Here is a 20,461-nt window from a genome sequence, read left to right as displayed (position 1 = left end):
TAGGTCATGCGGCGGCCTTCAGCGTTTCGAGAACGTTTTGCGGGGATGAGACGCCATAGGGGTCGGCCTCGCAGTTGTCGGAGAAACCTTCCTCCTCGAACCACTGCTCCACCACGCCATTGTTGATCAGGGCGGCATAGCGCCAGGAGCGCATCCCGAAGCCGAGATTGTCCTTGGCGACCAGCATGCCCATCTTGCGTGTGAACTCGCCTGAGCCATCGGGGATGAGCTCGACCTTCTGCAGGCCCAAGGACTTCCCCCACGCATTCATGACGAAGGCATCGTTGACGGAGACGCAGTAAATCGCGTCAATTCCCTCCTTCTCAAACTCATCATAGAGCTTTTCGAAATTGGGGAGTTGGTAGGTCGAGCAGGTCGGAGTGAATGCGCCAGGCAGCGAGAACAGGATGACGCGCTTGCCGGCAAAGTAGTCGTCAGATGTCTTTTCTTCCCAGCGATATGGATTTGGGCCCTGGACTGACTTATCGCGAACACGCGTGAGAAATGTGACGAAGGGAACCTTCTTTTGAACGGTCATCAACTTGCTCCTGAGGAAAAAACTGGCGCGCCGGATTCTGGCAGAGGCTGGCGCAATACCGAGCAAAGGCTCGTATGCCGGGCATGAAATGAGGCCCTCGCGGCTCGCCCCCTCCTTTTTCCATCCCGATGCAGGGGAACGTCTTGGCTGCTGGTCTTCGTCACCCGAACGCCATCGATCTGAGCAAGTGGAGGCTGTCGAGCCGCTGGGGCAATCTTTCCACGGCTATGGCGCCGGAAGCGGCATCCATCGCTCGCGCTCGTGCCCGGGAAAAAGTGATAGCGGGCCCGAAGTAGCCAATATCGGAAGCATGTGGAGGCCTCAAATGTGACTTTCCGCAAGAGACCCGCGTTACTGAGCTGGTTCGGCGTATTGTCGATATTTGCCAGTGACCTGCCGACCTTGGCTTCGGTGGCTCTTTGATGGGGCTCTTGGGCACTCAGATGCTGATCAGAACCGGTAAACGGCAATTGCGCGAGCGCCATGTGTTGGCGTGCCGGCATCGGACCAGCCGTGCGCAAAGCGGCTACCGAGCACGGACCACCGGAGGAGACGATGTCCCGATGTTCAGCGGGAACGGGCACCGTCTCCTCAGGCCACGGTCTAGAGCTTCGTGTGTCAGGCATGGCGCAAGTCGCTTTCATCGTGGTTTGATGGGCTCTAACCAGGAGCAGCAAGCGGCGTGCCATTTCGAATAGAGATGCTTTTGGACCGCCCCCTTTCTCTCGGAGGCCGTGTCTTCGCCGAGATCGGGCGCGCGCTATAACTGCCCCGTCACCACACTTGACGACGGTGCTGTATGGTGCGGAGATTCGGCGCTTCCGCACCGGCTGGGCAAAGACGAACCGGAAGCCGAGCCGATGCACTACTCACACTGGCGGGGACTGCAGCGATTGCGTAGCGTCTGCCCGCTAGCGCGTTCTTGCGTGCGCAGGCACGGTCTATCGCGAACACGCGCTGTTGCAGCAACCATGAGCGTGCGGTCTTGGGCAAGCGCTCTGTTCTGAGAGGATCGAATTCCCCAATCGTGTCTATTTGCCACCCTCTTATGTTCGAAACTGGACCAGAATGTCGCAAGCCCGACCGAAAGGTCGCCGAGGCGTACTATCCGACACTGTTCTGTCGCCTTTGTTGGCCCGCGACACCGGCCTATTTCGCCGAGCTCTTGTCTGGCCTCAGGCTAACCCGATGAAAAGCAATCACAATTTTTTCTTCTGCTGGGTCGGCCAAATTGGCACGAGTTTTGAAGCTCCTTCGTTGCGGGCCGGGAGCTGCCGACCGACCTTCATTTCGTGGATGGCACCGCGATCGATGGAACGAAGAAAGAAAAGCAAAATGTCAAATCCGCATCAGATAGCATTCTATGGGAAGGGGGGCCTTGGCGAGACCGCCCCCTACCAAACAGGCTCGCCGCCCTTGTCGACCCTTGCGCAGGAAATTTTGATGGCCGGCTGCGACTCAAAGGCCCGCCACACTCGCCTTTATCCTGAACTCGAAGGCGCAGGATAACGTTCTGCATCTCGCCCCGCGGTATGCCTAGGCAGTTACACGTTGGCCGATCTTGATAATCGAATCGGGCTACGCTGCGGAGGACGTCGTCTACATGCCTTCCTAAGCCATTCGCTGCCCGCAGCGCCTGCCGGTCACCTTCCGCCCTTCCATCGCTTAGAGATCAAGTGCCACCATGTCCGAACAACCCCTGCCGACGCTGCCGATGTGGCGCGTCGATCACATCGAGCCCTCGCCCGAGATGTTGGCGCAACGCGCCAACGGTCCGATCCACCGCGTGCGCTTCCCGTCCGGGCACGAAGGCTGGTGGGTGACAGGCTACGATGAAGCCAAGGCGGTGCTGTCCGACGCGGCGTTCCGGCCCTCGGGAATGCCGCCCGCGACATTCACCCCGGATTCGGTGATTCTCGGATCGCCGGGGTGGTTGGTCTCGCACGAGGGGGGCGAGCATGCCCGGTTACGCACGATCGTGGCGCCGGCCTTCAGCAACCGCAGGGTGAAGCTGCTCGCGCAGCAGGTCGAGGTGATCGCCGCGCAGTTGTTCGAGACACTGGCGGCCCAGCCCCAGCCCGCCGACCTGCGGCGCCACCTCTCCTTTCCACTTCCGGCCATGGTCATCAGCGCGCTGATGGGCGTGCTCTACGAGGATCACGCCTTTTTCGCCGGACTGTCCGACGAGGTGATGACGCACCAGCATGAAAGCGGCCCGCGCAGCGCGTCGCGCTTGGCCTGGGAAGAACTGCGCGCCTACATTCGCGGCAAGATGCGGGACAAGCGCCAGGATCCTGGCGACAACCTGCTGACGGATCTGCTCGCGGCGGTCGACCAGGGCAAGGCGACCGAGGAAGAGGCGATCGGCCTGGCGACGGGCATGCTGGTGGCGGGGCACGAGAGCACCGTCGCGCAGATCGAATTCGGCCTGCTGGCCATGTTCCGCCATCCGCAACAGCGCGAACGCCTGGTCGGCGATCCATCCCTGGTGGACAAGGCGGTGGAGGAAATCCTGCGCATGTACCCGCCGGGCGCGGGCTGGGACGGCATCATGCGCTATCCGAGGACCGACGTGACCATCGCGGGCGTGGATATTCCTGCGGAGAGCAAGGTGCTTGTCGGCCTGCCGGCGACGTCGTTCGATGCGCGCCATTTCGACGACCCGGAAATCTTCGACATCGGACGCGACGAAAACCCGCACCTGGCGTTCTCCTACGGGCCGCACTACTGCATCGGCGCGGCGCTGGCCAGGCTGGAACTCAAGGTGGTGTTCGGTTCCATCTTCCAGCGCTTTCCCGCGCTGCGCCTGGCCGTGGCGCCCGAAGAACTGAAGTTGCGCAAGGAGATCATCACTGGCGGGTTCGAGGAGTTCCCAGTGCTCTGGTGATTCGCGGACGCCGCCGGGAATCGCGATCTTCTCCGCAATTTGCCGGCGCGCCTGGCGCGCGCCGGTCAGATCAGCCAGCCAACAGGTAACCAAGATGGACGTGCAAGAAACCACGGCAGCATGCCGGGACGCCTTCGCCGAACTGGCGTCGCCAGCGTGCATCCACGACCCGTATCCGTTCATGCGGTGGTTGCGCGAGCACGATCCGGTGCATCGCGCGGCGTCGGGCCTCTTTCTGTTGAGCCGCCACGCCGACATCTACTGGGCGCTCAAGGCCACGGGCGATGCTTTTCGGGGACCGGCGCCGGGCGAACTGGCGCGCTATTTCCCGCGTGCGGCGACCAGCCTGTCACTCAATCTGCTGGCGTCCACGCTAGCGATGAAGGAACCACCGACGCATACGCGTCTGCGCCGGCTGATCTCGCGCGATTTCACCATGGGCCAGATCGACAACCTGAGGCCGACCATCGCTCGCATCGTCGCAGCGCGCCTGGACGGCATGGCGCCCGCGCTGGAGCGCGGGGAGGCGGTGGACCTGCATCGGGAATTCGCGCTGGCCTTGCCCATGCTGGTTTTCGGCGAACTGTTCGGCATGCCCCCGGACGACATTCTCGGGCTCGTCACCGGCATCAGCGCCATTCTGGAAGGCCTGAGCCCGCACGCCAGCGATCCCCAACTCGCTGCGGCGGACGCGGCCAGCGCCAGAGTGCAGGCCTACTTCGGCGACCTCATACAGCGCAAGCGCACCGATTCCCGCCACGACATCGTGTCAATGCTGGTCGGCGCACACGACGACGATGCCGAGATGCTGTCGGATGCGGAATTGATCAGCATGCTGTGGGGCATGCTGCTGGGCGGCTTCGCCACCACTGCCGCGGCCATCGGCCATGCGGTCCTGGCGATGCTGGCGTATCCCGAACAGCGGCACTGGCTGAAGGGAGATGCCGTGGGGGTGAAGGCATTCGTCGAAGAAGCCCTGCGCTACGACGCGCCCGCCATGTTCAGCTCCATTCCGCGTATCGCCCAGCGCGACATCGAACTGGGCGGCGTGGTGATCCCGAAGAACGCGGACGTGCGCGTGCTGATCGCGGCCGGCAATCGCGACCCGGACGCCTTCGCCGATCCCGACCGCTTCGATCCCGTGCGGTTCTACGGCACCAGTCCTGGCATGTCGATCGACGGGAAGATCATGCTGACCTTCGGCCACGGCATCCACTTCTGCCTGGGTGCGCAACTGGCCCGAGTGCAGTTGGCCGAGAGCCTGCCGCGGATCCAGGCGCGCTTCCCCACGCTGGCATTGGCCGAGCAGCCGACCCGGGAGCCCTCCGCGTTCCTTAGGACGTTCCGCGCGCTGCCGGTGCGGCTGCATGGGCAGGAGGGCTGAGATGCGCGTCCTGGTCGATCAGGATCTGTGCGGAACTACCGGGCAGTGCGTGCTGACGCTGCCGGGCACCTTTCGCCAGCGCGAACCGGACGGCGTGGCCGAAGTGTGCGTGGCGACGGTCCCGCAGGCGCTGCACGCCGCCGTGCGGCTTGCGGCCAACCAGTGCCCGGTCGCCGCCATTCGGGTCATCGAAAGTGACGCTGGCCATGACGAGCGCGCCAGCGCCGACCCTGCGCCTTCTCCGGCGGAGGCCGAGCGGCATGCTGCGAAAGACCAATGCAATTCAGGAGTAGACACGATGGGACGGTTTGAAGGCAAGGTGGCCGTGGTGACCGGCGCCGGCGCCGGCATCGGCCAGGCATGCGCTCTCGCCATCGCGCGCGAGGGCGGCAGAGTGGTGGTGGCCGACATTGATGGCTCGGCGGCCATCGCCTGCACCGCGCAGATCGCGGCCGAAGCAGGCCACGCGCTGCCCATAGCCATGGATATCGCCGATGAGCAGGCGGTGGCAGCGCTGTTCGAGACGGCGGAGCGGCACTTCGGGGGGGTCGACCTGCTGGTGAACAATGCGAGCGCCATGCATCTGACCCCGCGCGACCGCGCGATCCTCGACCTGGACCTGGCAGTCTGGGACCAGACCATGGCGACCAATCTGCGCGGCACGCTGCTCTGCTGCCGGCAGGCCATCCCACGGATGATCGCCCGCGGCGGTGGCGCGATCGTCAACATGTCGTCGTGCCAGGGGCTCAGCGGCGACACGGCGCAGACGTCCTACGCCGCGTCGAAGGCGGCGATGAACATGCTCTCGGCTTCGCTCGCCACCCAATACGGTCATGCGCAGATCCGCTGCAACGCCGTTGCGCCGGGTCTCGTCATGACCGAGCGTCTCCTCGCCAAGCTGGACGAGTGCATGCAACGGCATCTGCGCCGGCACCAGCTCCTGCAGCGCGTCGGCCGCCCCGAGGACGTGGCCGCGCTCGTGGCGTTCCTGCTCTCCGACGATGCTGCGTTTATCACAGGCCAGGTCGTGTGCATCGATGGCGGCATGCTGGCGCATGTGCCGACATACGCCGACGGTGGCAACAGCTGCGCCGCGCGCCCTGCCGGCGACACCGAATCGGCGGCGGCGGCGCGCTGCTGATGGACATGCTGCTCAACCCACTCAACCGTCGGCACCGGCTGCGATGCGACATCCCGGTCATGCCTGGCGCTTTCCCCCTGGTCGGGCATCTTCCCGCCATTGTCTGCGACCTGCCGCGCCTGCTGCAGCGCGCAGAACGGACGCTGGGCAGCCACTTCTGGCTGGATTTCGGCCCTGCCGGACACCTGATGACCTGCGTGGATCCGGAAGCGTTCGCACTGCTCAAGCACAAGGACGTGTCCTCGGCGCTGATCGAAGAGATCGCGCCCGAATTGCTTGGCGGAACGTTGGTTGCCCAGGACGGCGGCGCGCACCGGCAGGCGCGCGATGCGATCAAGGCGGCGTTCCTGCCCAAGGGGCTGACCCAGGCCGGCATCGGCGACCTGTTCGCGCCCGTCATCCGGGCGCGGGTGCAGGCGTGGCGCGACCGCGGCGAGGCAACCATCCTGCGCGAAACCGGCGACCTGATGCTCAAGCTCATCTTCAGCCTCATGGGAATCCCCGCGCAGGACCTGCCGGGATGGCATCGCAAGTACCGGCAACTGCTGCAGTTGATCGTCGCCCCCCCGGTCGACCTGCCCGGACTGCCCTTGCGGCGCGGCCGCGCCGCCCGCGACTGGATCGACGCGCAGTTGCGCCAGTTCGTTCGCGACGCGCGCGCGCATGCTGCGCGCACCGGGTTGATCAACGACATGGTGAGCGTCTTCGACCGCAGCGACGATGGGCTCTCCGATGACGTCCTGGTCGCCAATATCCGCTTGCTGCTGCTTGCCGGTCACGACACCACTGCCTCGACGATGGCCTGGATGGTGATCGAGCTGGCGCGGCAGCCTGTGCTGTGGGACGCCCTGGTCGAGGAGGCGCAACGCGTGGGCGCGGTGCCGACCCGGCACGCGGACCTGGCGCAGTGTCCGGTCGCCGAGGCGCTGTTCCGCGAGACGCTGCGCCTGCATCCGGCGACCACGCTCCTGCCTCGTCGCGCGCTGCAGGAATTGCAACTCGGCCAACGGCGCATTCCCGCGGGCACCCATCTGTGCATCCCGCTGCTGCATTTCTCGACCTCGGCGCTGCTGCACGAGGCGCCTGATCAGTTCCGCCTGGCGCGGTGGCTGCATCGCACGGAGCCGATCCGGCCGGTGGACATGCTGCAGTTCGGTACCGGCCCACACGTCTGCATCGGCTACCACCTGGTATGGCTGGAAATGGTGCAGTTCTGCATCGCCTTGGCGCTGACCATGCACCAGGCCGGGGTGCGGCCGCGGTTGCTGAGCGGCGTCGAAAAAGGCCGGCGCTATTACCCGACCGCACATCCGTCCATGACAATCCGCATCGGATTCTCATGAGCTGGCATCGCATGCCCCGTGTGGCGGGCAGCGGCGCCGGCGACGCGCGACATTGCTGCACTCGGCGCGCGCGCTCGGTGCGACGCCGGCAACACCGCGGCGGCTCGGCGCTCGCCGTGGCCGTGTCAGGTACAAGGACATGAACAACATGCAGACCGGTTCCACGCTACACGACGACCGAACTGGCGTTTCTGCGCCCGGCGGATTGGGCGCGCAGGCGCGCGGCGCATCCGCCAGGCTGCTGCCGGAGATCTGGATGCAGGACGGCGCAAAGCGGCTCGAACAGGCGCTGGCGCGTCTTCTCTGCGCCCAAGACGACGGTGAGACCGAGCTGATGGCGGCGATGCGCTACGCCACCTTGCATGGCGGGAAGCGCACCCGCGCCTTGCTCTGTCTGGCTGCCGGCGCACTGGCCGACACGCCGGCGCACATGCTCGACGACGTCGGCGCCGCCATCGAGATGATGCACGCCTGTACCCTGGTCCACGACGACCTGCCCGCGATGGACGACGACGTGCTTCGCCGCGGCCGTCCGACCGTGCACGTCAAGTTCGGCGAAGCCACTGCGATCCTGGTCGGCGATGCGCTGCAGGCGCACGCGTTCCTGACCCTGGCGAGCCTGGATGCGCCGGGCGACAACCGTATCGCGCTCGTGCGCGAACTGGCGCAGGCCGTGTCCGCCGAGGGTGCCGCAGGCGGGCAGGCCATGGATCTGTCGCTGGTCGGAAAGCACGCCGAGCTGGACAGGATCGTGGCGATGCACCGGATGAAGAGCGGAGCGCTAGTGCGCGCGTCCGTTCGCATGGGCGCGCTATGCGCCATCGCGGAGGATGCCGCGCACGCTGCGCTGTACTGTGCGCTCGATCGCTACACCGCCTGTTTCGGCCTGGCGTTGCAGGTGGTCGACGACATTCTCGACGCGACAGCGGATACTGCGACGCTGGGCAAGACCCCCGGCAAGGACGCGGCGGCGCAGAAGCCGACCTGCGCGTCGATCATGGGGCTGCAGGCAGCGCGCCAGTTCGCGCTGGATTTGTTGCGCGACGCCGAGGAGGCCATCGCCCCGCTGGGGCCGCGTGCGGAACGGTTGGCGCAGATGCTGCAGCGGGTCAACGCGTATCTGTTCAAGCACGCGCCATGCGCATGAGCGCGCCCCTCCGCATGGAGTCGCCCCTGTGCCGCTGCGATCGGCCGGCGGCAGCGGTGCATGCTGCACTGTGTCCGAGTCCGCGGCGACGTGCGCGGCGTCTGCCCGATCCTGGTTCTCCGTTAACCCTCTGCAGAAGGAACATCCCGCGTGAACGCGCTGTCCGAACAGATCCTTTCCGACTTGCGCCACCTGCTGAGCGAGATGAGCGACGGCGGCAGCGTCGGTCCGTCCGTCTACGACACGGCGCGAGCTCTGCAGTTCCACGGCAACGTCACCGGTCGGCAGGACGCATACGGGTGGCTCATCGCGCAGCAACAGGCCGATGGCGGATGGGGAAGCGCGGACTTCCCGCTGTTCCGCCATGCGCCCACGTGGGCGGCGTTGCTGACATTGCAGCGTGCCGATCCTCTTCCCGGCGCTGCCGACGCAGTCCAGGCTGCAACCCGGTTCCTCGAGCGCCAGCCCGATCCCTACGCGCATGCGGTGCCGGAAGACGCGCCGATCGGCGCGGAGCTGATCCTGCCGCAGTTGTGCGGCGAGGCCGCATCCTTGCTCGGCGGCGTGGCGTTTCCGCGCCACCCGGCGCTGTTGCCGTTGCGGCAAGCACGCCTGGTCAAGCTGGGGGCGGTGGCGACGTTGCCGAGCGGCCATCCGTTGCTGCACTCCTGGGAAGCCTGGGGGACGTCGCCGACCACCGCGTGCCCGGATGACGACGGCAGCATCGGCATCAGTCCGGCGGCCACCGCCGCGTGGCGTGCGCACGCCGTGACACAGGGGAGCACGCCGCAGGTCGAGCGCGCCGACGCGTATCTGCAGGCGGCATCGCGGGCGACGCGCAGCGGCATCGAAGGTGTCGTTCCCAACGTCTGGCCGATCAATGTGTTCGAGCCATGCTGGTCGCTGTACACCCTGCATCTGGCCGGGCTGTTCGCGCATCCCGCGCTCGCCGAGGCGGTGCAAGTGATCGTCGCGCAGCTCGACGCCCGCCTGGGCGTGCGCGATCTGGGCCCGGCCTTGCACTTCGCGGCCGATGCGGACGACACCGCCGTTGCGATGTGCGTCCTGCGCCTTGCAGGCCGCGACCCGGCGGTCGATGCGTTGCGCCATTTCGAAATCGGCGAGCTGTTCGTCACCTTCCCCGGCGAGCGCAATGCCTCGGTGTCGACCAACATCCATGCCCTGCATGCGTTGCGAATGTTGGGAAAGCCCGCCGCCGGCACCAGCGCCTACGTCGAGGCCAATCGCAACCCGCACGGTCTATGGAACAACGAAAAATGGCACGTTTCGTGGCTGTATCCCACCGCGCATGCGGTCGCTGCGCTGGCGCAAGGCAAGCCCCAGTGGCGCGACGAGCGCGCGCTGGCGGCCCTGCTGCAGGCGCAGCGCGACGACGGCGGCTGGGGCGCCGGTCGCGCGTCCACATTCGAGGAAACCGCCTATGCGCTGTTCGCGTTGCACGTGATGGACGGGAGCGAAGAGCCGACAGGGCGCCGGCGCATCGCGCAGGCGGTGGCGCGTGCGCTGGAGTGGATGCTCGCCCGCCACGCGGCGCATGGATTGCCGCAGACGCCGCTGTGGATCGGCAAGGAACTGTATTGCCCCACCCGGGTGGTGCGCGTGGCCGAACTCGCCGGGTTGTGGCTGGCGCTTCGTTGGGGGCGGCGCGTACTGGCCGAGGGAGCAGGAGCGGCGCCATGATCCAGACCGATCGCGCGCTGCAGCAGGTGCTGGAGTGGGGGCGTTCCCTGACCGGTTTCGCCGACGAGCATGCCGTGGAAGCGGTCAGGGGCGGCCAGTACATCCTGCAGCGCATCCACCCGAGCCTGCACGACACCAGCGCCCGCACCGGCCGCGATCCGCAGGACGAAACGCTGATCGTGGCGTTCTATCGCGAACTGGCGCTGCTGTTCTGGCTCGACGATTGCAACGACCTTGGCCTGATCGCGCCGGAGCAGCTCGCCGCGGTGGAGCAGGCGCTGGGGCAGGGCGTGCCGTGCGCGTTCCCCGGATTCGAGGGCTGCGCTGTGCTGCGCGCTTCGCTGGCCGCGCTCGCCTACGATCGTCGAGACTATGCTCAGCTTCTCGACGATACACGGTGCTACTGCGCGGCGCTGCGCGCCGGACACGCGCAGGCGGCAGGGGCGGAACGCTGGTCCTACGCCGAGTACCTGCACAACGGCATCGATGCGATCGCCTACACGAACGTGTTCTGTTGCCTGTCGTTGCTGTGGGGGCTGGACATGGCGACATTGCGCGCGCGTCCGGCGTTTCGTCAGGTCCTGCGGCTGATCTCCGCGATAGGGCGCCTGCAGAACGATCTGCATGGACGCGAAAAGGATAGGTCGGCCGGCGAGGCCGACAACGCGGCGATCCTGCTGCTGCAGCGCTATCCGGCTATGCCCGTGGTGGAGTTCCTCAACGACGAGCTGGCCGGCCATACGCGCATGCTGCACCGGGTGATGGCGGAAGAACGCTTTCCCGCGCCGTGGGGACCGTTGATCGAGGCCATGGCGGCCATCCGCGCGCAGTACTACCAGACCTCGACCAGCCGCTACCGCAGCGACGCTGCGGGGGGAGGCCAGCGTGCGCCGGCCTGAACGCGCGGGAGGCGGCGGCGTGCGCGCGCTGCCGTCGGTCCGATCCGACGCAACGCCGTCGCCCGATGCCACGGATGGAGCGAGCATGAGCGACACCGCCCTGAGCCGGCGCAAGGACGACCATCTGGACATCGTGTTGGATCAGCGAACGGCGCCGGCCACGGTCGCCGCCGGCTGGGAGTACATCCGTTTCGAACACTGCGCATTGCCCGAGTTGGACCTGACGGAGATCGACCTGCGCGCCTCGCTGCTGGGCAAGACCATGCGCGCGCCGCTGCTGATCAGCTCCATGACCGGCGGCATGCCACGTGCCCAGGCCATCAACCGGCATCTGAGCGAGGCAGCGCAAGCCTTGGGGATCGCCATGTGCGTCGGTTCGCAGCGCGTGAGCCTGCAATCCCGCAACTCCCAGGGACTGACGCGCGCCCTGCGCCGCCTGGCCCCAGACATTCCCTTGCTGGCCAATATCGGCGCCGCGCAACTGCGCGAGGCCGACGGCCTGGACCTGGCGCGCCGGGCGGTGGATGCGCTGGAGGCCGATGGACTCATCGTTCATCTCAATCCGCTGCAGGAAGCGGTACAGCCGGAGGGCGACCGCGACTGGCGCGGCGTCCTGGCGCAGATCGCTCGCGCCGCGCGCAGCGTGGGCGTGCCGATCGTGGCCAAGGAAGTGGGGTCGGGGCTGTCCGCTTCGGTGGCCTGTGCGCTCGTCGACGCGGGCGTGGCGGCGATCGATGTCGCCGGCGCCGGCGGCACCAGTTGGGCCGCGGTGGAGGGCGAGCGCGCCCGCGATGCCGCCGACCGTGCAGTGGCGATGGCGTTCGCCGATTGGGGGATTCCGACCCGGGCCAGCGTGCAGGCGGTACGTCGGGCGCTGCCAAGGGTGAAGCTAATCGCGTCGGGCGGGGTCCGCGACGGCGTCGACGTGGCCAAGGCCATCCGCCTGGGCGCGGACATCGCCGGGCAGGCGGCCGGCGTGCTGCGCGCGGCTACGCTATCCACCGAGGCGGTTGTCGCGCATTTCGAGATCGTCATCCGCCAGTTGGCCGTCGCCTGCTTCTGCACCGGCTCGGCTGATCTGGCGGCGTTGCGTCAGGCGCGCTTGTTGCCCTCGGCACATCTGCCCGCCGGTTGATGCCGGCGTCGCCCGCACGTGGCGGCGGGCGCCTAGAACTGGAGAAGCGAAAAAGTGCATTACGACATCATCATATGGAGCCACCGTCGGCTCCTCGGTCGCCTATTATCTGCGCGAGGAGGGGTTTTCGGGCTCGATCGCGCTTGTCGAGCGCGACCCGCAATTTTCTCATGCGGCGACCACACTGTCCTGCGCCTCCATCCGCCAGCAATTCTCGATCCCGGAAAACATCCGTCTGTCGCAATTCACGCTGAAACTATTCCGGCGGCTCAGGGAAGAGTTTGGCGCGGACGCCGATATCGGCTTTCGCGAAGGCGGTTATCTCATCCTTGCCGGCGAGAACGGGCTGCCGATCCTGCGGGCCAACCACGAAGCGCAGATGGCCGAGGGCGGCGACATCGTGCTCGAGGATGCGGAGGCGCTCGTCTGCCGCTTTCCGTGGCTGTCGGTCGAGGGCATTTCCGCCGGCGCCTATGGCCGCAGCGGCGAAGGCTGGTTCGACGCGCATGCGATGCTGATGCTGTTCCGCAAGGCACTGCGAAGCAAGAACGTCGACTTTATCACGGCGTCGGTGACGGGTATCGAGCGGCTAGGCGGCCGCGTCACTGGTGTATTTCTGGACAATGGCGAGCGGCTCGAGGCCGGCACCGTCGTCAATGCCGCCGGGCCGAATGCCGGCAAGGTGGCAGCAATGGCCGGGCTGGCGCTGCCGGTGGAGCCGCGCAAGCGCAATGTCTTCGTCTTCGAGGCGCGCGAAAAATATGACGACATGCCGCTGCTGGTCGACCCGAGCGGCATCTATGTCCGACCGGAGGGCTCGGTCTACATCACCGGCGGCGCCGAGCCGGAAGAGGGCGAAGGACCGGCCGACCCCGCCGACTTCGACCCCGACTGGCCGCTGTTCGAAGAGGTGATCTGGCCGGTGCTGGCGACCCGCATTCCGGCCTTCGAGGCGATCAAGCCGACGCGCGCCTGGGTCGGCCATTACGACTACAACACGCTCGACCAGAATGCGGTGATCGGCCCGCACCCGGAGGTCGGCAATTTCCTCTTCGCCAACGGTTTTTCCGGCCACGGCTTGCAGCAGGCTCCGGCGGTCGGCAAGGCGCTGGCCGAACTGATCGTGCATGGCGGCTATCGCACGGTGGATTGCTCGGCGTTCGGGTACAGCCGGATCGCCGACGGGCGGCCGTTTCGGGAATTAAATGTGATTTGAGCAGGAAGGGCGGGTGCGCCGCGACGGTCCTTTTGATGCTGGAGGGACAGAGGGGGGCGAAGGAACGCGACAGGCGGTCGATGGCCCAAAGCTGGCGAAAACAGCCGGCCAGGGCCTGCCGCGAACGGAATGATTTTGTGAGATCGTGGCGCTCGATCCGCCGCATTTCCAGACGATCAGCGACTTCCGCAAGCGGCATTTGAAAGCGCTCGAGGCGCTATTTCGTGCAGGTTCTGAAGCTGTGTGAGACGGCAGGATTGGTCAAACTCGGCCATGTCGCGCTGGATGGCACGAAGATCAAGGCGAACGCGTCGAAACACAAGGCGATGAGTTATGAGCGCATGAAGAAGCGCGAGCTGGAATTGAAAGCCGAGGTCGCTCGCATGCTGACGGCGGCCGAGGCCGCGGATGCCGAGGAGGACGTGACTTTCGGCAAGGACAAGCGCGGCGACGAGATGCCGGATTGGGCCGGCGACAAGCAGAACCGGCTGGCCAAGATCCAGCAGGCGATGGCGTCGCTGGAAGCCGAGGCCAAGCTGGCGGCGCACGAAGAGCGCCGGATCGAGGCCGAAAAGAAGAGCAGCGCCAGGCCGCAGGCCGCAAGAAGCCTGGCAAACCGGCGGCGGCCCCATCAGAGGAGCCCGGTGGCCATAGCAGCTGTTCTCGGAGGAACGCCGTTCGCTGTGCGGGGCTAAAGCCTGAGAGATCCTCGAAGAAGGATTGATCTCTTTGCATATCATTATCTTCATATATGATACGCGAACAGATCATAAAAGTTTTGACTTGCTCGTTGGACGAGGTACCTTTGCGTATCATCGCGCATTGGAATAGATCGTATAGGTATCATGATGGACTCTGAATCGGAAATTCTGCGCGAAATCGGTGGGCTTTTCAGGCAGGCGAGGCTGGCCGCTGCCATGACGCAGGAGCAGGTCGCTGACTTGGCGGGTATATCCCGTCCCCGCTATCGCGACATCGAAAAGGGAGCCGCAGCGGCGCGTGCGACGACGCTCATGAATATCGCTCGCGCGCTCGGTCTGGAAATGATGCTGGTTCCGCAAGTCATGGTGCCGGCTGTCCAGGCTCTATTGCGTCCGCATGATGACGACGATCGACCCGCCTTTGTTTCTCAACCTGACGATGACGATCATGGCTCCAGTCTTTCGCGCACCTAAGACGATCCCGTCGTTGGACGTGCTCTTGAACGCACTGAAGATCGGCACAATCGTTAGGACGCCGGGCGATTTCAATGCATTCAACTTCGATGAGGCCTACCGCGCGACGGGCGGCTTTCCGGTTTTCAGCCTATCGTTCCGGGCAGCGACGGGAGGATTGCGGAAAGATCCGAAGCCTCTTGCGGGCGCCTTGCCCGCTTTCTTCGCGAACCTCCTGCCGGAGGAGAAATTGCGCGAGGCGATGGAAAAGCACCACGAAGGCAATGTGCGGCCAGGCAATGATTTCGATCTTTTAGCGGCGCTGGGCGCCGATCTGCCGGGAGCCGTGCGGGCGTTGCCCAGTGACGGCGCGATAGCGGTTTCGCAGGATGCTTCAAAGGATAAGCCCAAGGCACGGTTTTCACTTGCCGGCGTGCAGATGAAGCTGTCGGTCATGAAGAACACTGGAAAAGGCGGCGACCTTACCTTGCCGATGGACGACGAGCAGGGCCGGTACATCGCCAAGTTCCCTTCGACGGCGTTTCGGGGAGTTTCCGAGAACGAATTCGCCAACCTGGCGCTGGCAGCAGCAATCGGCATGGAGGTTCCTGAACGCGAACTTGTCGAGAAGTCCGATTTCGAGGATATTCCCGAAGAATTCAACACGCTGTCAGAGGGCAAGGTCCTTCTCGTCAAACGCTTCGATCGCGGCGCTGAGGGCGAGAGGATTCACATTGAGGATTTCGCTCAGGTCTTCGGCGTCTATCCCTCGCGCAAATATGAGGGGGCCGCTTATCACGACATAGCCTCGGCCCTCGGCGCGGCCGTCTCGCCTACGGCGGCTCTCGAATTCGTCCGCCGCCTGGCACTGACCGTCATTACCGGCAATGGCGACATGCACCTGAAGAACTGGTCGGTGATCTATCCCGGAAACGGCGACAAGCCGGCGCTTGCACCAATCTACGACGTCCTGTCCACCGTGCCATATATTCCCGCCGACGCCATGGCGCTTTCGCTTGGAGGGGAGCGCTCGTTCAAGGCGCTAACAGCACCGCGATGGAAAGCATTTGCGAACCGTGCAAGGCTTCCGGAGCCGGCAGTCCTGAAGGCAGTGGTCGAGACCGTCGAACTCGTCAACGAGCACTGGTGGCATCTGCCTGAGCGCGACGTTGTCGCAGCGAAAGTGCTCGAGCGGATCGACGAACATGTGAAGGCGATGACGCCGATACTGAACTCCTGCGCCGACAAGTGAGCCGAGTCCACTTGGGTTGGTGATATGGCCGAATTATCCGCCCGTGGCCCCGGATGGATGGCCGTGGATCCGATGGTATGCCAGCGTGGCGCGCAAGATTCCGCGCAGTGTCGATGAGGACACGCGAGACCAGGCACGTCAGCTCGCCGAAACAGAAGAGTTCGCAGCATCCCGCAATTAACGCTAGAGGGTCAAGATGCTGTTCGCCCACCTCAACACAACGATGCGGTTCGAACGAAGGCGGTGACTGAGGATCGCGTTCCGACGCTTTGTGTCGCCATTGTCGGGTCCGATACACGGCTTGTTCCGACGATCCTTTCTTTGGCCTCAAGCTAAATCCCTGAAAAGCAACCATGAAATTATTCTTCGGTTCGATCAGCCAAATTGGCACGAGTCTTGAGATCCTTGGGTGCGAGGCGGCGACAGCTGCCCGACCGAAATTCATGTCGCGGCAGCCGCGATGAATGGAACGAAGGAAGGAAAGCTACATGTCAGGTTTGCGTCAGATCGCCTTTTACGGCAAGGGCGGCATCGGCAAGTCCACCACCTCCCAAAATACGCTCGCCGCCCTTGTCGACCTCGGGCAGAGAATCCTCATCGTCGGCTGCGACCCCAAAGCCGACTCTACCCGCCTGATCCTGAACGCGAAGGCGCAGGATACGGTCCTGCACCTCGCGGCAGAGGAAGGTTCGGTGGAAGACCTGGAACTCGCGGACGTGCTCAAGGTCGGCTACAAAGGCATCAAATGCGTGGAGTCGGGCGGCCCTGAGCCGGGTGTCGGCTGCGCCGGCCGCGGCGTGATCACCTCGATCAACTTCCTCGAGGAGAACGGTGCCTACGACGATGTCGACTATGTCTCCTACGACGTGCTCGGGGATGTGGTGTGCGGCGGTTTCGCGATGCCGATCCGCGAGAACAAGGCCCAGGAAATCTATATCGTCATGTCCGGCGAGATGATGGCGCTCTATGCCGCTAACAACATCGCCAAAGGCATCCTGAAATACGCCCATTCGGGCGGCGTGCGGCTCGGCGGCCTGATCTGCAACGAGCGCCAAACCGATCGCGAGCTCGACCTCGCCGAAGCGCTGGCTTCCAGGCTCAATTCCAAGCTCATCCACTTCGTGCCGCGCGACAACATCGTCCAGCACGCCGAACTCAGGAAGATGTCTGTCATCCAGTATGCGCCGGACTCCAAGCAGGCCGGGGAATACCGGGCACTAGCCGAGAAGATCCATGCCAATTCGGGCCAGGGCACCATTCCAACCCCGATCACCATGGAGGAGCTCGAGGACATGCTGCTCGACTTCGGCATCATGAAGACTGACGAGCAGATGCTTGCCGAGCTTCAGGTCAAGGAAGCGGCCAAGGCGGCCGCACAGTAACGACCGCTGCCGACACGAGGCGCGGCCTTGACCTGGCGCGCCTTTCAAAGAACGGCGCCTCGTTGGTGAGGCGTCACCCTGAACCTTGAAAGGGGTCCCATGAGCCTGGAATACGAGAATGACGGCGCCCTCCATGCGAAGCTTATCGAGCAGGTGCTGTCGCAATATCCTGACAAGGCGGCGAAGCGCCGCAAAAAGCACCTCAGCGTCGCAAAGAGCGGCGACAAGGCTGGCGAGGAAAACGAGGTCCTTTCCGAATGCGAGGTCAAATCGAACATCAAGTCCATCCCCGGGGTGATGACGATTCGCGGCTGCGCATATGCCGGCTCGAAAGGCGTGGTGTGGGGTCCAGTCAAGGATATGGTCCATATCTCGCACGGCCCGGTCGGCTGCGGGCAATATTCCTGGTCGCAACGCCGCAACTACTACGTCGGCACGACCGGCATCGACACGTTCGTGACGATGCAGTTCACCTCCGATTTCCAGGAGAAGGACATTGTTTTCGGCGGCGACAAGAAGCTGGAACGGATCATTGACGAGATCGAGGAACTGTTTCCGCTGAACAAGGGCATGAGCGTGCAATCCGAATGCCCGATCGGCCTGATTGGCGACGACACCGAAGCGGTGTCCCGCAACAAGGCCAAGGAGCACGAAAAGACGATCGTGCCGGTGCGCTGCGAGGGCTTCCGCGGCGTCTCGCAATCCCTCGGCCACCACATCGCCAACGATGCGATCCGCGACTGGGTTTTCGAGAAGAAGGACGTCGAGTTCGAGGCCGGCCCGTACGATGTCAATGTGATCGGCGACTATAATATCGGCGGCGACGCCTGGGCTTCGCGCATCCTGCTCGAGGAGATGGGTCTGCGCGTGGTCGGCAACTGGTCGGGCGACGCTACGCTGGCCGAAATAGAGCGCGCGCCGAAGGCCAAGCTCAATCTCATCCATTGCTACAGGTCGATGAACTACATCTGCCGGCACATGGAGGAAAAGTATGGCATCGACTGGATGGAGTATAATTTCTTCGGCCCCTCCCAGACTGAAGCCTCTCTGCGCAAGATAGCCAAGCATTTCGGACCGGAAATCGAGGCCAAGGCCGAGGCGGTCATCGCCAAATACCGGCCCCTGGTCGATGCCGTCATCGCCAAGTACCGGCCGCGCCTCGAAGGCAGGACGGTGATGCTCTATGTCGGAGGGCTGCGCCCCCGTCACGTCGTCACGGCATATGAGGACTTGGGCATGGTTATCGTCGGCACTGGCTACGAATTTGGCCATAACGACGATTATCAGCGCACCGGCCACTACGTGAAGAAGGGCACGCTGATCTATGACGACGTGACTGGTTACGAGCTGGAGAAGTTCATCGAGGGGATCCGTCCTGATCTCGTTGGCTCCGGCATCAAAGAAAAGTACCCGGTCCAGAAGATGGGCATACCGTTCCGTCAAATGCATTCCTGGGATTATTCCGGCCCGTATCACGGCTACGACGGCTTCGCCATCTTCGCCCGCGACATGGATCTGGCCATCAACAACCCAGTCTGGAACCTCTACGACGCCCCCTGGAAGAAAAAAGCCGAGCCGTCGGCGGCGATCGCTGCGGAATGAAAAACCTGGCCTCCCGGAAGCCGGGAAGGCCGATGAACGCCTGCGGCTTTTTCTCCGCGGGAGACCTGAAAACGTTTCGACGTCCCTGTGCCGCCGTATGGCGCGGCCAGATGGAGAAGAGGTAACCACCCATGCCGCAGTCGGCTGAAAAAGTTCTCGACCACGCGCCCCTGTTCCGTGAGCCGGAATACAGGCAGATGCTCGCCGAGAAGAGGCTGAATTTCGAATGTCCGCACGCGGACCACGTCGTTACCGACCAACGCGAATTCACCAAGACGTGGGAATACCGCGAAAAGAACCTTGCTCGCGAAGCGCTTGTCGTGAACCCCGCCAAGGCCTGCCAGCCGCTCGGCGCGGTGTTCGCGGCCGCGGGCTTTGAGCGAACCATGTCCTTCGTCCACGGCAGCCAGGGCTGCGTGGCCTATTACCGCTCGCACCTGTCGCGCCATTTCAAGGAGCCTGCTTCGGCAGTTTCCTCCTCGATGACCGAGGACGCGGCAGTGTTCGGTGGCCTGAAGAACATGGTTGACGGGCTCGCCAACACGTACCAACTCTATGACCCGAAGATGATCGCCGTCTCGACCACTTGTATGGCCGAGGTCATTGGCGACGACCTGCACAGCTTCATCGAGAACGCCAAGGACCAAGGCTCGGTCCCGCGCGACTTCGACGTGCCCTTCGCCCACACGCCGGCCTTCGTCGGTAGTCATGTCGACGGCTACGACGTAACGGTCAAGGGCATTTTGGAGCACTTCTGGAAAGGCGAGGAGCGAACGGAAGCCGAGGCAACCATCAACATCATTCCGGGTTTCGACGGCTTTTGCGTTGGCAACAACCGGGAGCTCAAGCGCCTGCTCGATTTGATAGGCGTGTCCTATACCGTCATCCAAGACGCCTCTGACCAGTTCGACACGCCGTCGGACGGCGAATACCGCATGTACGACGGCGGCACGAAGATCGAAGACGTGAGGAAGGCACTCAACGCCGAGGCGACACTTTCGCTACAGCATTACAACACCCGAAAAACACTGGAGTATTGCGAGGGGGTAGGGCAGGCGACTGCCTCGTTCCATTACCCGCTTGGAGTCCAGGCGACCGACGACTTCCTGATGGAGGTCTCCGCGATTTCCGGCAAGCAAATCCCCGAGGCGATCCGCCTGGAGCGCGGCCGACTTGTTGACGCCATGGCGGACAGCCAATCATGGCTGCACGGGAAGAAATACGCCATCTACGGCGATCCGGACTTTGTCTACGCCATGGCCCGCTTCATCATGGAGACGGGCGGCGAGCCGACCCATTGCCTCGCCACCAACGGCACCTCGGCATGGGAAGCGGAGTTGAAGGAACTGCTTGCATCATCGCCCTTCGGCAAGGGTGCTCAAGTCTGGGCGGGCAAGGACCTCTGGGCGATGCGCTCGCTGCTCTTCACCGAGCCGGTGGACCTGCTGATCGGCAACTCCTATGGCAAGTATCTGGAGCGCGACACGGGCACGCCGCTGATCCGGCTGACGTTTCCGATCTTCGACCGCCACCATCACCATCGGTTTGCGCTTATGGGCTACCAAGGCGGGTTGCGCGTCCTGACGACGATCCTCGACAAGATCTTCGACAAGCTTGATCGCGACACAAGCGAGACGGGCGTGACGGACTATTCGTATGACCTCACCCGCTAAGGCTGGC

Annotated in this window: 16 protein-coding genes and 2 pseudogenes; 17 read left to right on the top strand and 1 reads right to left on the bottom strand. The window is 64.3% G+C overall.

All coding sequences use genetic code 11. From position 1 onward, the window contains the following. Positions 1 to 4: 4 nt before the first annotated feature. Positions 5 to 538 (bottom strand): peroxiredoxin, encoded by a 534-nt coding sequence (locus tag NKI58_RS25120; RefSeq protein ID WP_352571083.1) that lies wholly within the window; start codon positions 536 to 538, stop codon positions 5 to 7. Between the two features lie 1,068 nt (positions 539 to 1,606). Here NKI58_RS25120 and NKI58_RS25115 point away from each other — a divergent pair. The 17 genes and pseudogenes from NKI58_RS25115 to nifK all read left to right on the top strand — a co-directional run bounded on the left by NKI58_RS25115 (position 1,607) and on the right by nifK (position 20,454). Beyond that, positions 1,607 to 2,047, top strand: a complete 441-nt coding sequence (locus NKI58_RS25115) for a hypothetical protein (RefSeq protein WP_352853852.1) — start codon at positions 1,607 to 1,609, stop codon at positions 2,045 to 2,047. Positions 2,048 to 2,222: 175 nt separating this feature from the next. After that, a complete protein-coding gene (locus NKI58_RS25110; protein ID WP_352853850.1) occupies positions 2,223 to 3,425 on the top strand; it encodes a cytochrome P450 in 1,203 nt (400 codons plus the stop codon). 94 nt (positions 3,426 to 3,519) lie between these two features. Further along, the gene (locus NKI58_RS25105) at positions 3,520 to 4,809 is read left to right on the top strand and encodes a cytochrome P450 (RefSeq protein WP_352853848.1); all 1,290 of its coding nucleotides are present in this window, start codon (positions 3,520 to 3,522) and stop codon (positions 4,807 to 4,809) included. After that, positions 4,793 to 4,936: pseudogene (locus NKI58_RS25100) on the top strand (ferredoxin); the annotation flags it as partial. The gene NKI58_RS25105 and the pseudogene NKI58_RS25100, both read left to right, overlap by 17 nt. A 171-nt stretch (positions 4,937 to 5,107) precedes the next feature. Continuing rightward, positions 5,108 to 5,950 (top strand): SDR family oxidoreductase, encoded by an 843-nt coding sequence (locus NKI58_RS25095; RefSeq protein WP_352637447.1) that lies wholly within the window; start codon positions 5,108 to 5,110, stop codon positions 5,948 to 5,950. Next, on the top strand, positions 5,950 to 7,293 hold the full coding sequence (locus NKI58_RS25090; protein ID WP_352853846.1) for a cytochrome P450: 1,344 nt from the start codon (positions 5,950 to 5,952) through the stop codon (positions 7,291 to 7,293). Before NKI58_RS25095 ends, NKI58_RS25090 begins: the two co-directional genes overlap by 1 nt. A 148-nt stretch (positions 7,294 to 7,441) precedes the next feature. Further along, positions 7,442 to 8,440, top strand: a complete 999-nt coding sequence (locus tag NKI58_RS25085) for a polyprenyl synthetase family protein (protein ID WP_352571132.1) — start codon at positions 7,442 to 7,444, stop codon at positions 8,438 to 8,440. Between the two features lie 150 nt (positions 8,441 to 8,590). Continuing rightward, positions 8,591 to 10,141, top strand: a complete 1,551-nt coding sequence (locus tag NKI58_RS25080) for a hypothetical protein (protein ID WP_352853845.1) — start codon at positions 8,591 to 8,593, stop codon at positions 10,139 to 10,141. Next, positions 10,138 to 11,040 carry a terpene synthase family protein gene (locus NKI58_RS25075; RefSeq protein WP_352853843.1) on the top strand — a complete coding sequence of 301 codons (903 nt, stop codon included), beginning with the start codon at positions 10,138 to 10,140 and terminating at the stop codon, positions 11,038 to 11,040. The genes NKI58_RS25080 and NKI58_RS25075 overlap by 4 nt, the downstream gene beginning before the upstream one ends. Before the next feature lie 85 nt (positions 11,041 to 11,125). Further along, positions 11,126 to 12,175, top strand: coding sequence for a type 2 isopentenyl-diphosphate Delta-isomerase (fni, locus tag NKI58_RS25070; protein WP_352853841.1), 1,050 nt, complete (start codon positions 11,126 to 11,128; stop codon positions 12,173 to 12,175). 58 nt (positions 12,176 to 12,233) lie between these two features. Beyond that, positions 12,234 to 13,391: an NAD(P)/FAD-dependent oxidoreductase gene (locus NKI58_RS25065; RefSeq protein WP_502898843.1), complete on the top strand. Its 1,158-nt coding sequence runs from the start codon at positions 12,234 to 12,236 to the stop codon at positions 13,389 to 13,391. A gap of 98 nt (positions 13,392 to 13,489) precedes the next feature. Next, a pseudogene (locus NKI58_RS25060) lies at positions 13,490 to 13,924 on the top strand (transposase); the annotation flags it as partial. A 315-nt stretch (positions 13,925 to 14,239) separates the two neighbouring features. Further along, on the top strand, positions 14,240 to 14,566 hold the full coding sequence (locus tag NKI58_RS25055) for a helix-turn-helix domain-containing protein (RefSeq protein ID WP_352825324.1): 327 nt from the start codon (positions 14,240 to 14,242) through the stop codon (positions 14,564 to 14,566). Beyond that, a complete protein-coding gene (locus NKI58_RS25050; RefSeq protein WP_352853839.1) occupies positions 14,541 to 15,797 on the top strand; it encodes a type II toxin-antitoxin system HipA family toxin in 1,257 nt (418 codons plus the stop codon). Before NKI58_RS25055 ends, NKI58_RS25050 begins: the two co-directional genes overlap by 26 nt. A 488-nt stretch (positions 15,798 to 16,285) precedes the next feature. Continuing rightward, complete coding sequence (gene nifH, locus NKI58_RS25045; RefSeq protein ID WP_023801970.1) at positions 16,286 to 17,179, top strand: nitrogenase iron protein; 894 nt, start codon at positions 16,286 to 16,288, stop codon at positions 17,177 to 17,179. A gap of 99 nt (positions 17,180 to 17,278) precedes the next feature. Then, positions 17,279 to 18,781 carry a nitrogenase molybdenum-iron protein alpha chain gene (gene nifD / locus NKI58_RS25040; RefSeq protein WP_352853836.1) on the top strand — a complete coding sequence of 501 codons (1,503 nt, stop codon included), beginning with the start codon at positions 17,279 to 17,281 and terminating at the stop codon, positions 18,779 to 18,781. Positions 18,782 to 18,912: 131 nt separating this feature from the next. Continuing rightward, a complete protein-coding gene (nifK, locus tag NKI58_RS25035) occupies positions 18,913 to 20,454 on the top strand; it encodes a nitrogenase molybdenum-iron protein subunit beta (protein WP_352853834.1) in 1,542 nt (513 codons plus the stop codon). Positions 20,455 to 20,461 lie beyond the last annotated feature (7 nt).

This window comes from Mesorhizobium sp. M0522 (assembly GCF_040321085.1).
In the GTDB taxonomy this organism is placed as follows: Bacteria; Pseudomonadota; Alphaproteobacteria; order Rhizobiales; family Rhizobiaceae; genus Mesorhizobium.
This window is presented reverse-complemented; position numbering and strand designations above follow the sequence as displayed.

Excerpts from the sequence above, each read along its gene's own strand:
- NKI58_RS25075 (WP_352853843.1), top strand. The coding sequence starts at position 10,138 with ATGATCCAGACCGATCGCGCGCTGCAGCAGGTGCTGGAGTGGGGGCGT.
- nifD (WP_352853836.1), top strand. The coding sequence starts at position 17,279 with ATGAGCCTGGAATACGAGAATGACGGCGCCCTCCATGCGAAGCTTATC.
- NKI58_RS25090 (WP_352853846.1), top strand. The coding sequence starts at position 5,950 with ATGGACATGCTGCTCAACCCACTCAACCGTCGGCACCGGCTGCGATGC.
- nifH (WP_023801970.1), top strand. The coding sequence starts at position 16,286 with ATGTCAGGTTTGCGTCAGATCGCCTTTTACGGCAAGGGCGGCATCGGC.
- fni (WP_352853841.1), top strand. The coding sequence starts at position 11,126 with ATGAGCGACACCGCCCTGAGCCGGCGCAAGGACGACCATCTGGACATC.
- NKI58_RS25120 (WP_352571083.1), bottom strand. The coding sequence starts at position 538 with ATGACCGTTCAAAAGAAGGTTCCCTTCGTCACATTTCTCACGCGTGTT.
- NKI58_RS25050 (WP_352853839.1), top strand. The coding sequence starts at position 14,541 with ATGGCTCCAGTCTTTCGCGCACCTAAGACGATCCCGTCGTTGGACGTG.
- NKI58_RS25095 (WP_352637447.1), top strand. The coding sequence starts at position 5,108 with ATGGGACGGTTTGAAGGCAAGGTGGCCGTGGTGACCGGCGCCGGCGCC.
- nifK (WP_352853834.1), top strand. The coding sequence starts at position 18,913 with ATGCCGCAGTCGGCTGAAAAAGTTCTCGACCACGCGCCCCTGTTCCGT.
- NKI58_RS25115 (WP_352853852.1), top strand. The coding sequence starts at position 1,607 with ATGTCGCAAGCCCGACCGAAAGGTCGCCGAGGCGTACTATCCGACACT.
- NKI58_RS25105 (WP_352853848.1), top strand. The coding sequence starts at position 3,520 with ATGGACGTGCAAGAAACCACGGCAGCATGCCGGGACGCCTTCGCCGAA.
- NKI58_RS25085 (WP_352571132.1), top strand. The coding sequence starts at position 7,442 with ATGCAGACCGGTTCCACGCTACACGACGACCGAACTGGCGTTTCTGCG.
- NKI58_RS25055 (WP_352825324.1), top strand. The coding sequence starts at position 14,240 with ATGGACTCTGAATCGGAAATTCTGCGCGAAATCGGTGGGCTTTTCAGG.
- NKI58_RS25110 (WP_352853850.1), top strand. The coding sequence starts at position 2,223 with ATGTCCGAACAACCCCTGCCGACGCTGCCGATGTGGCGCGTCGATCAC.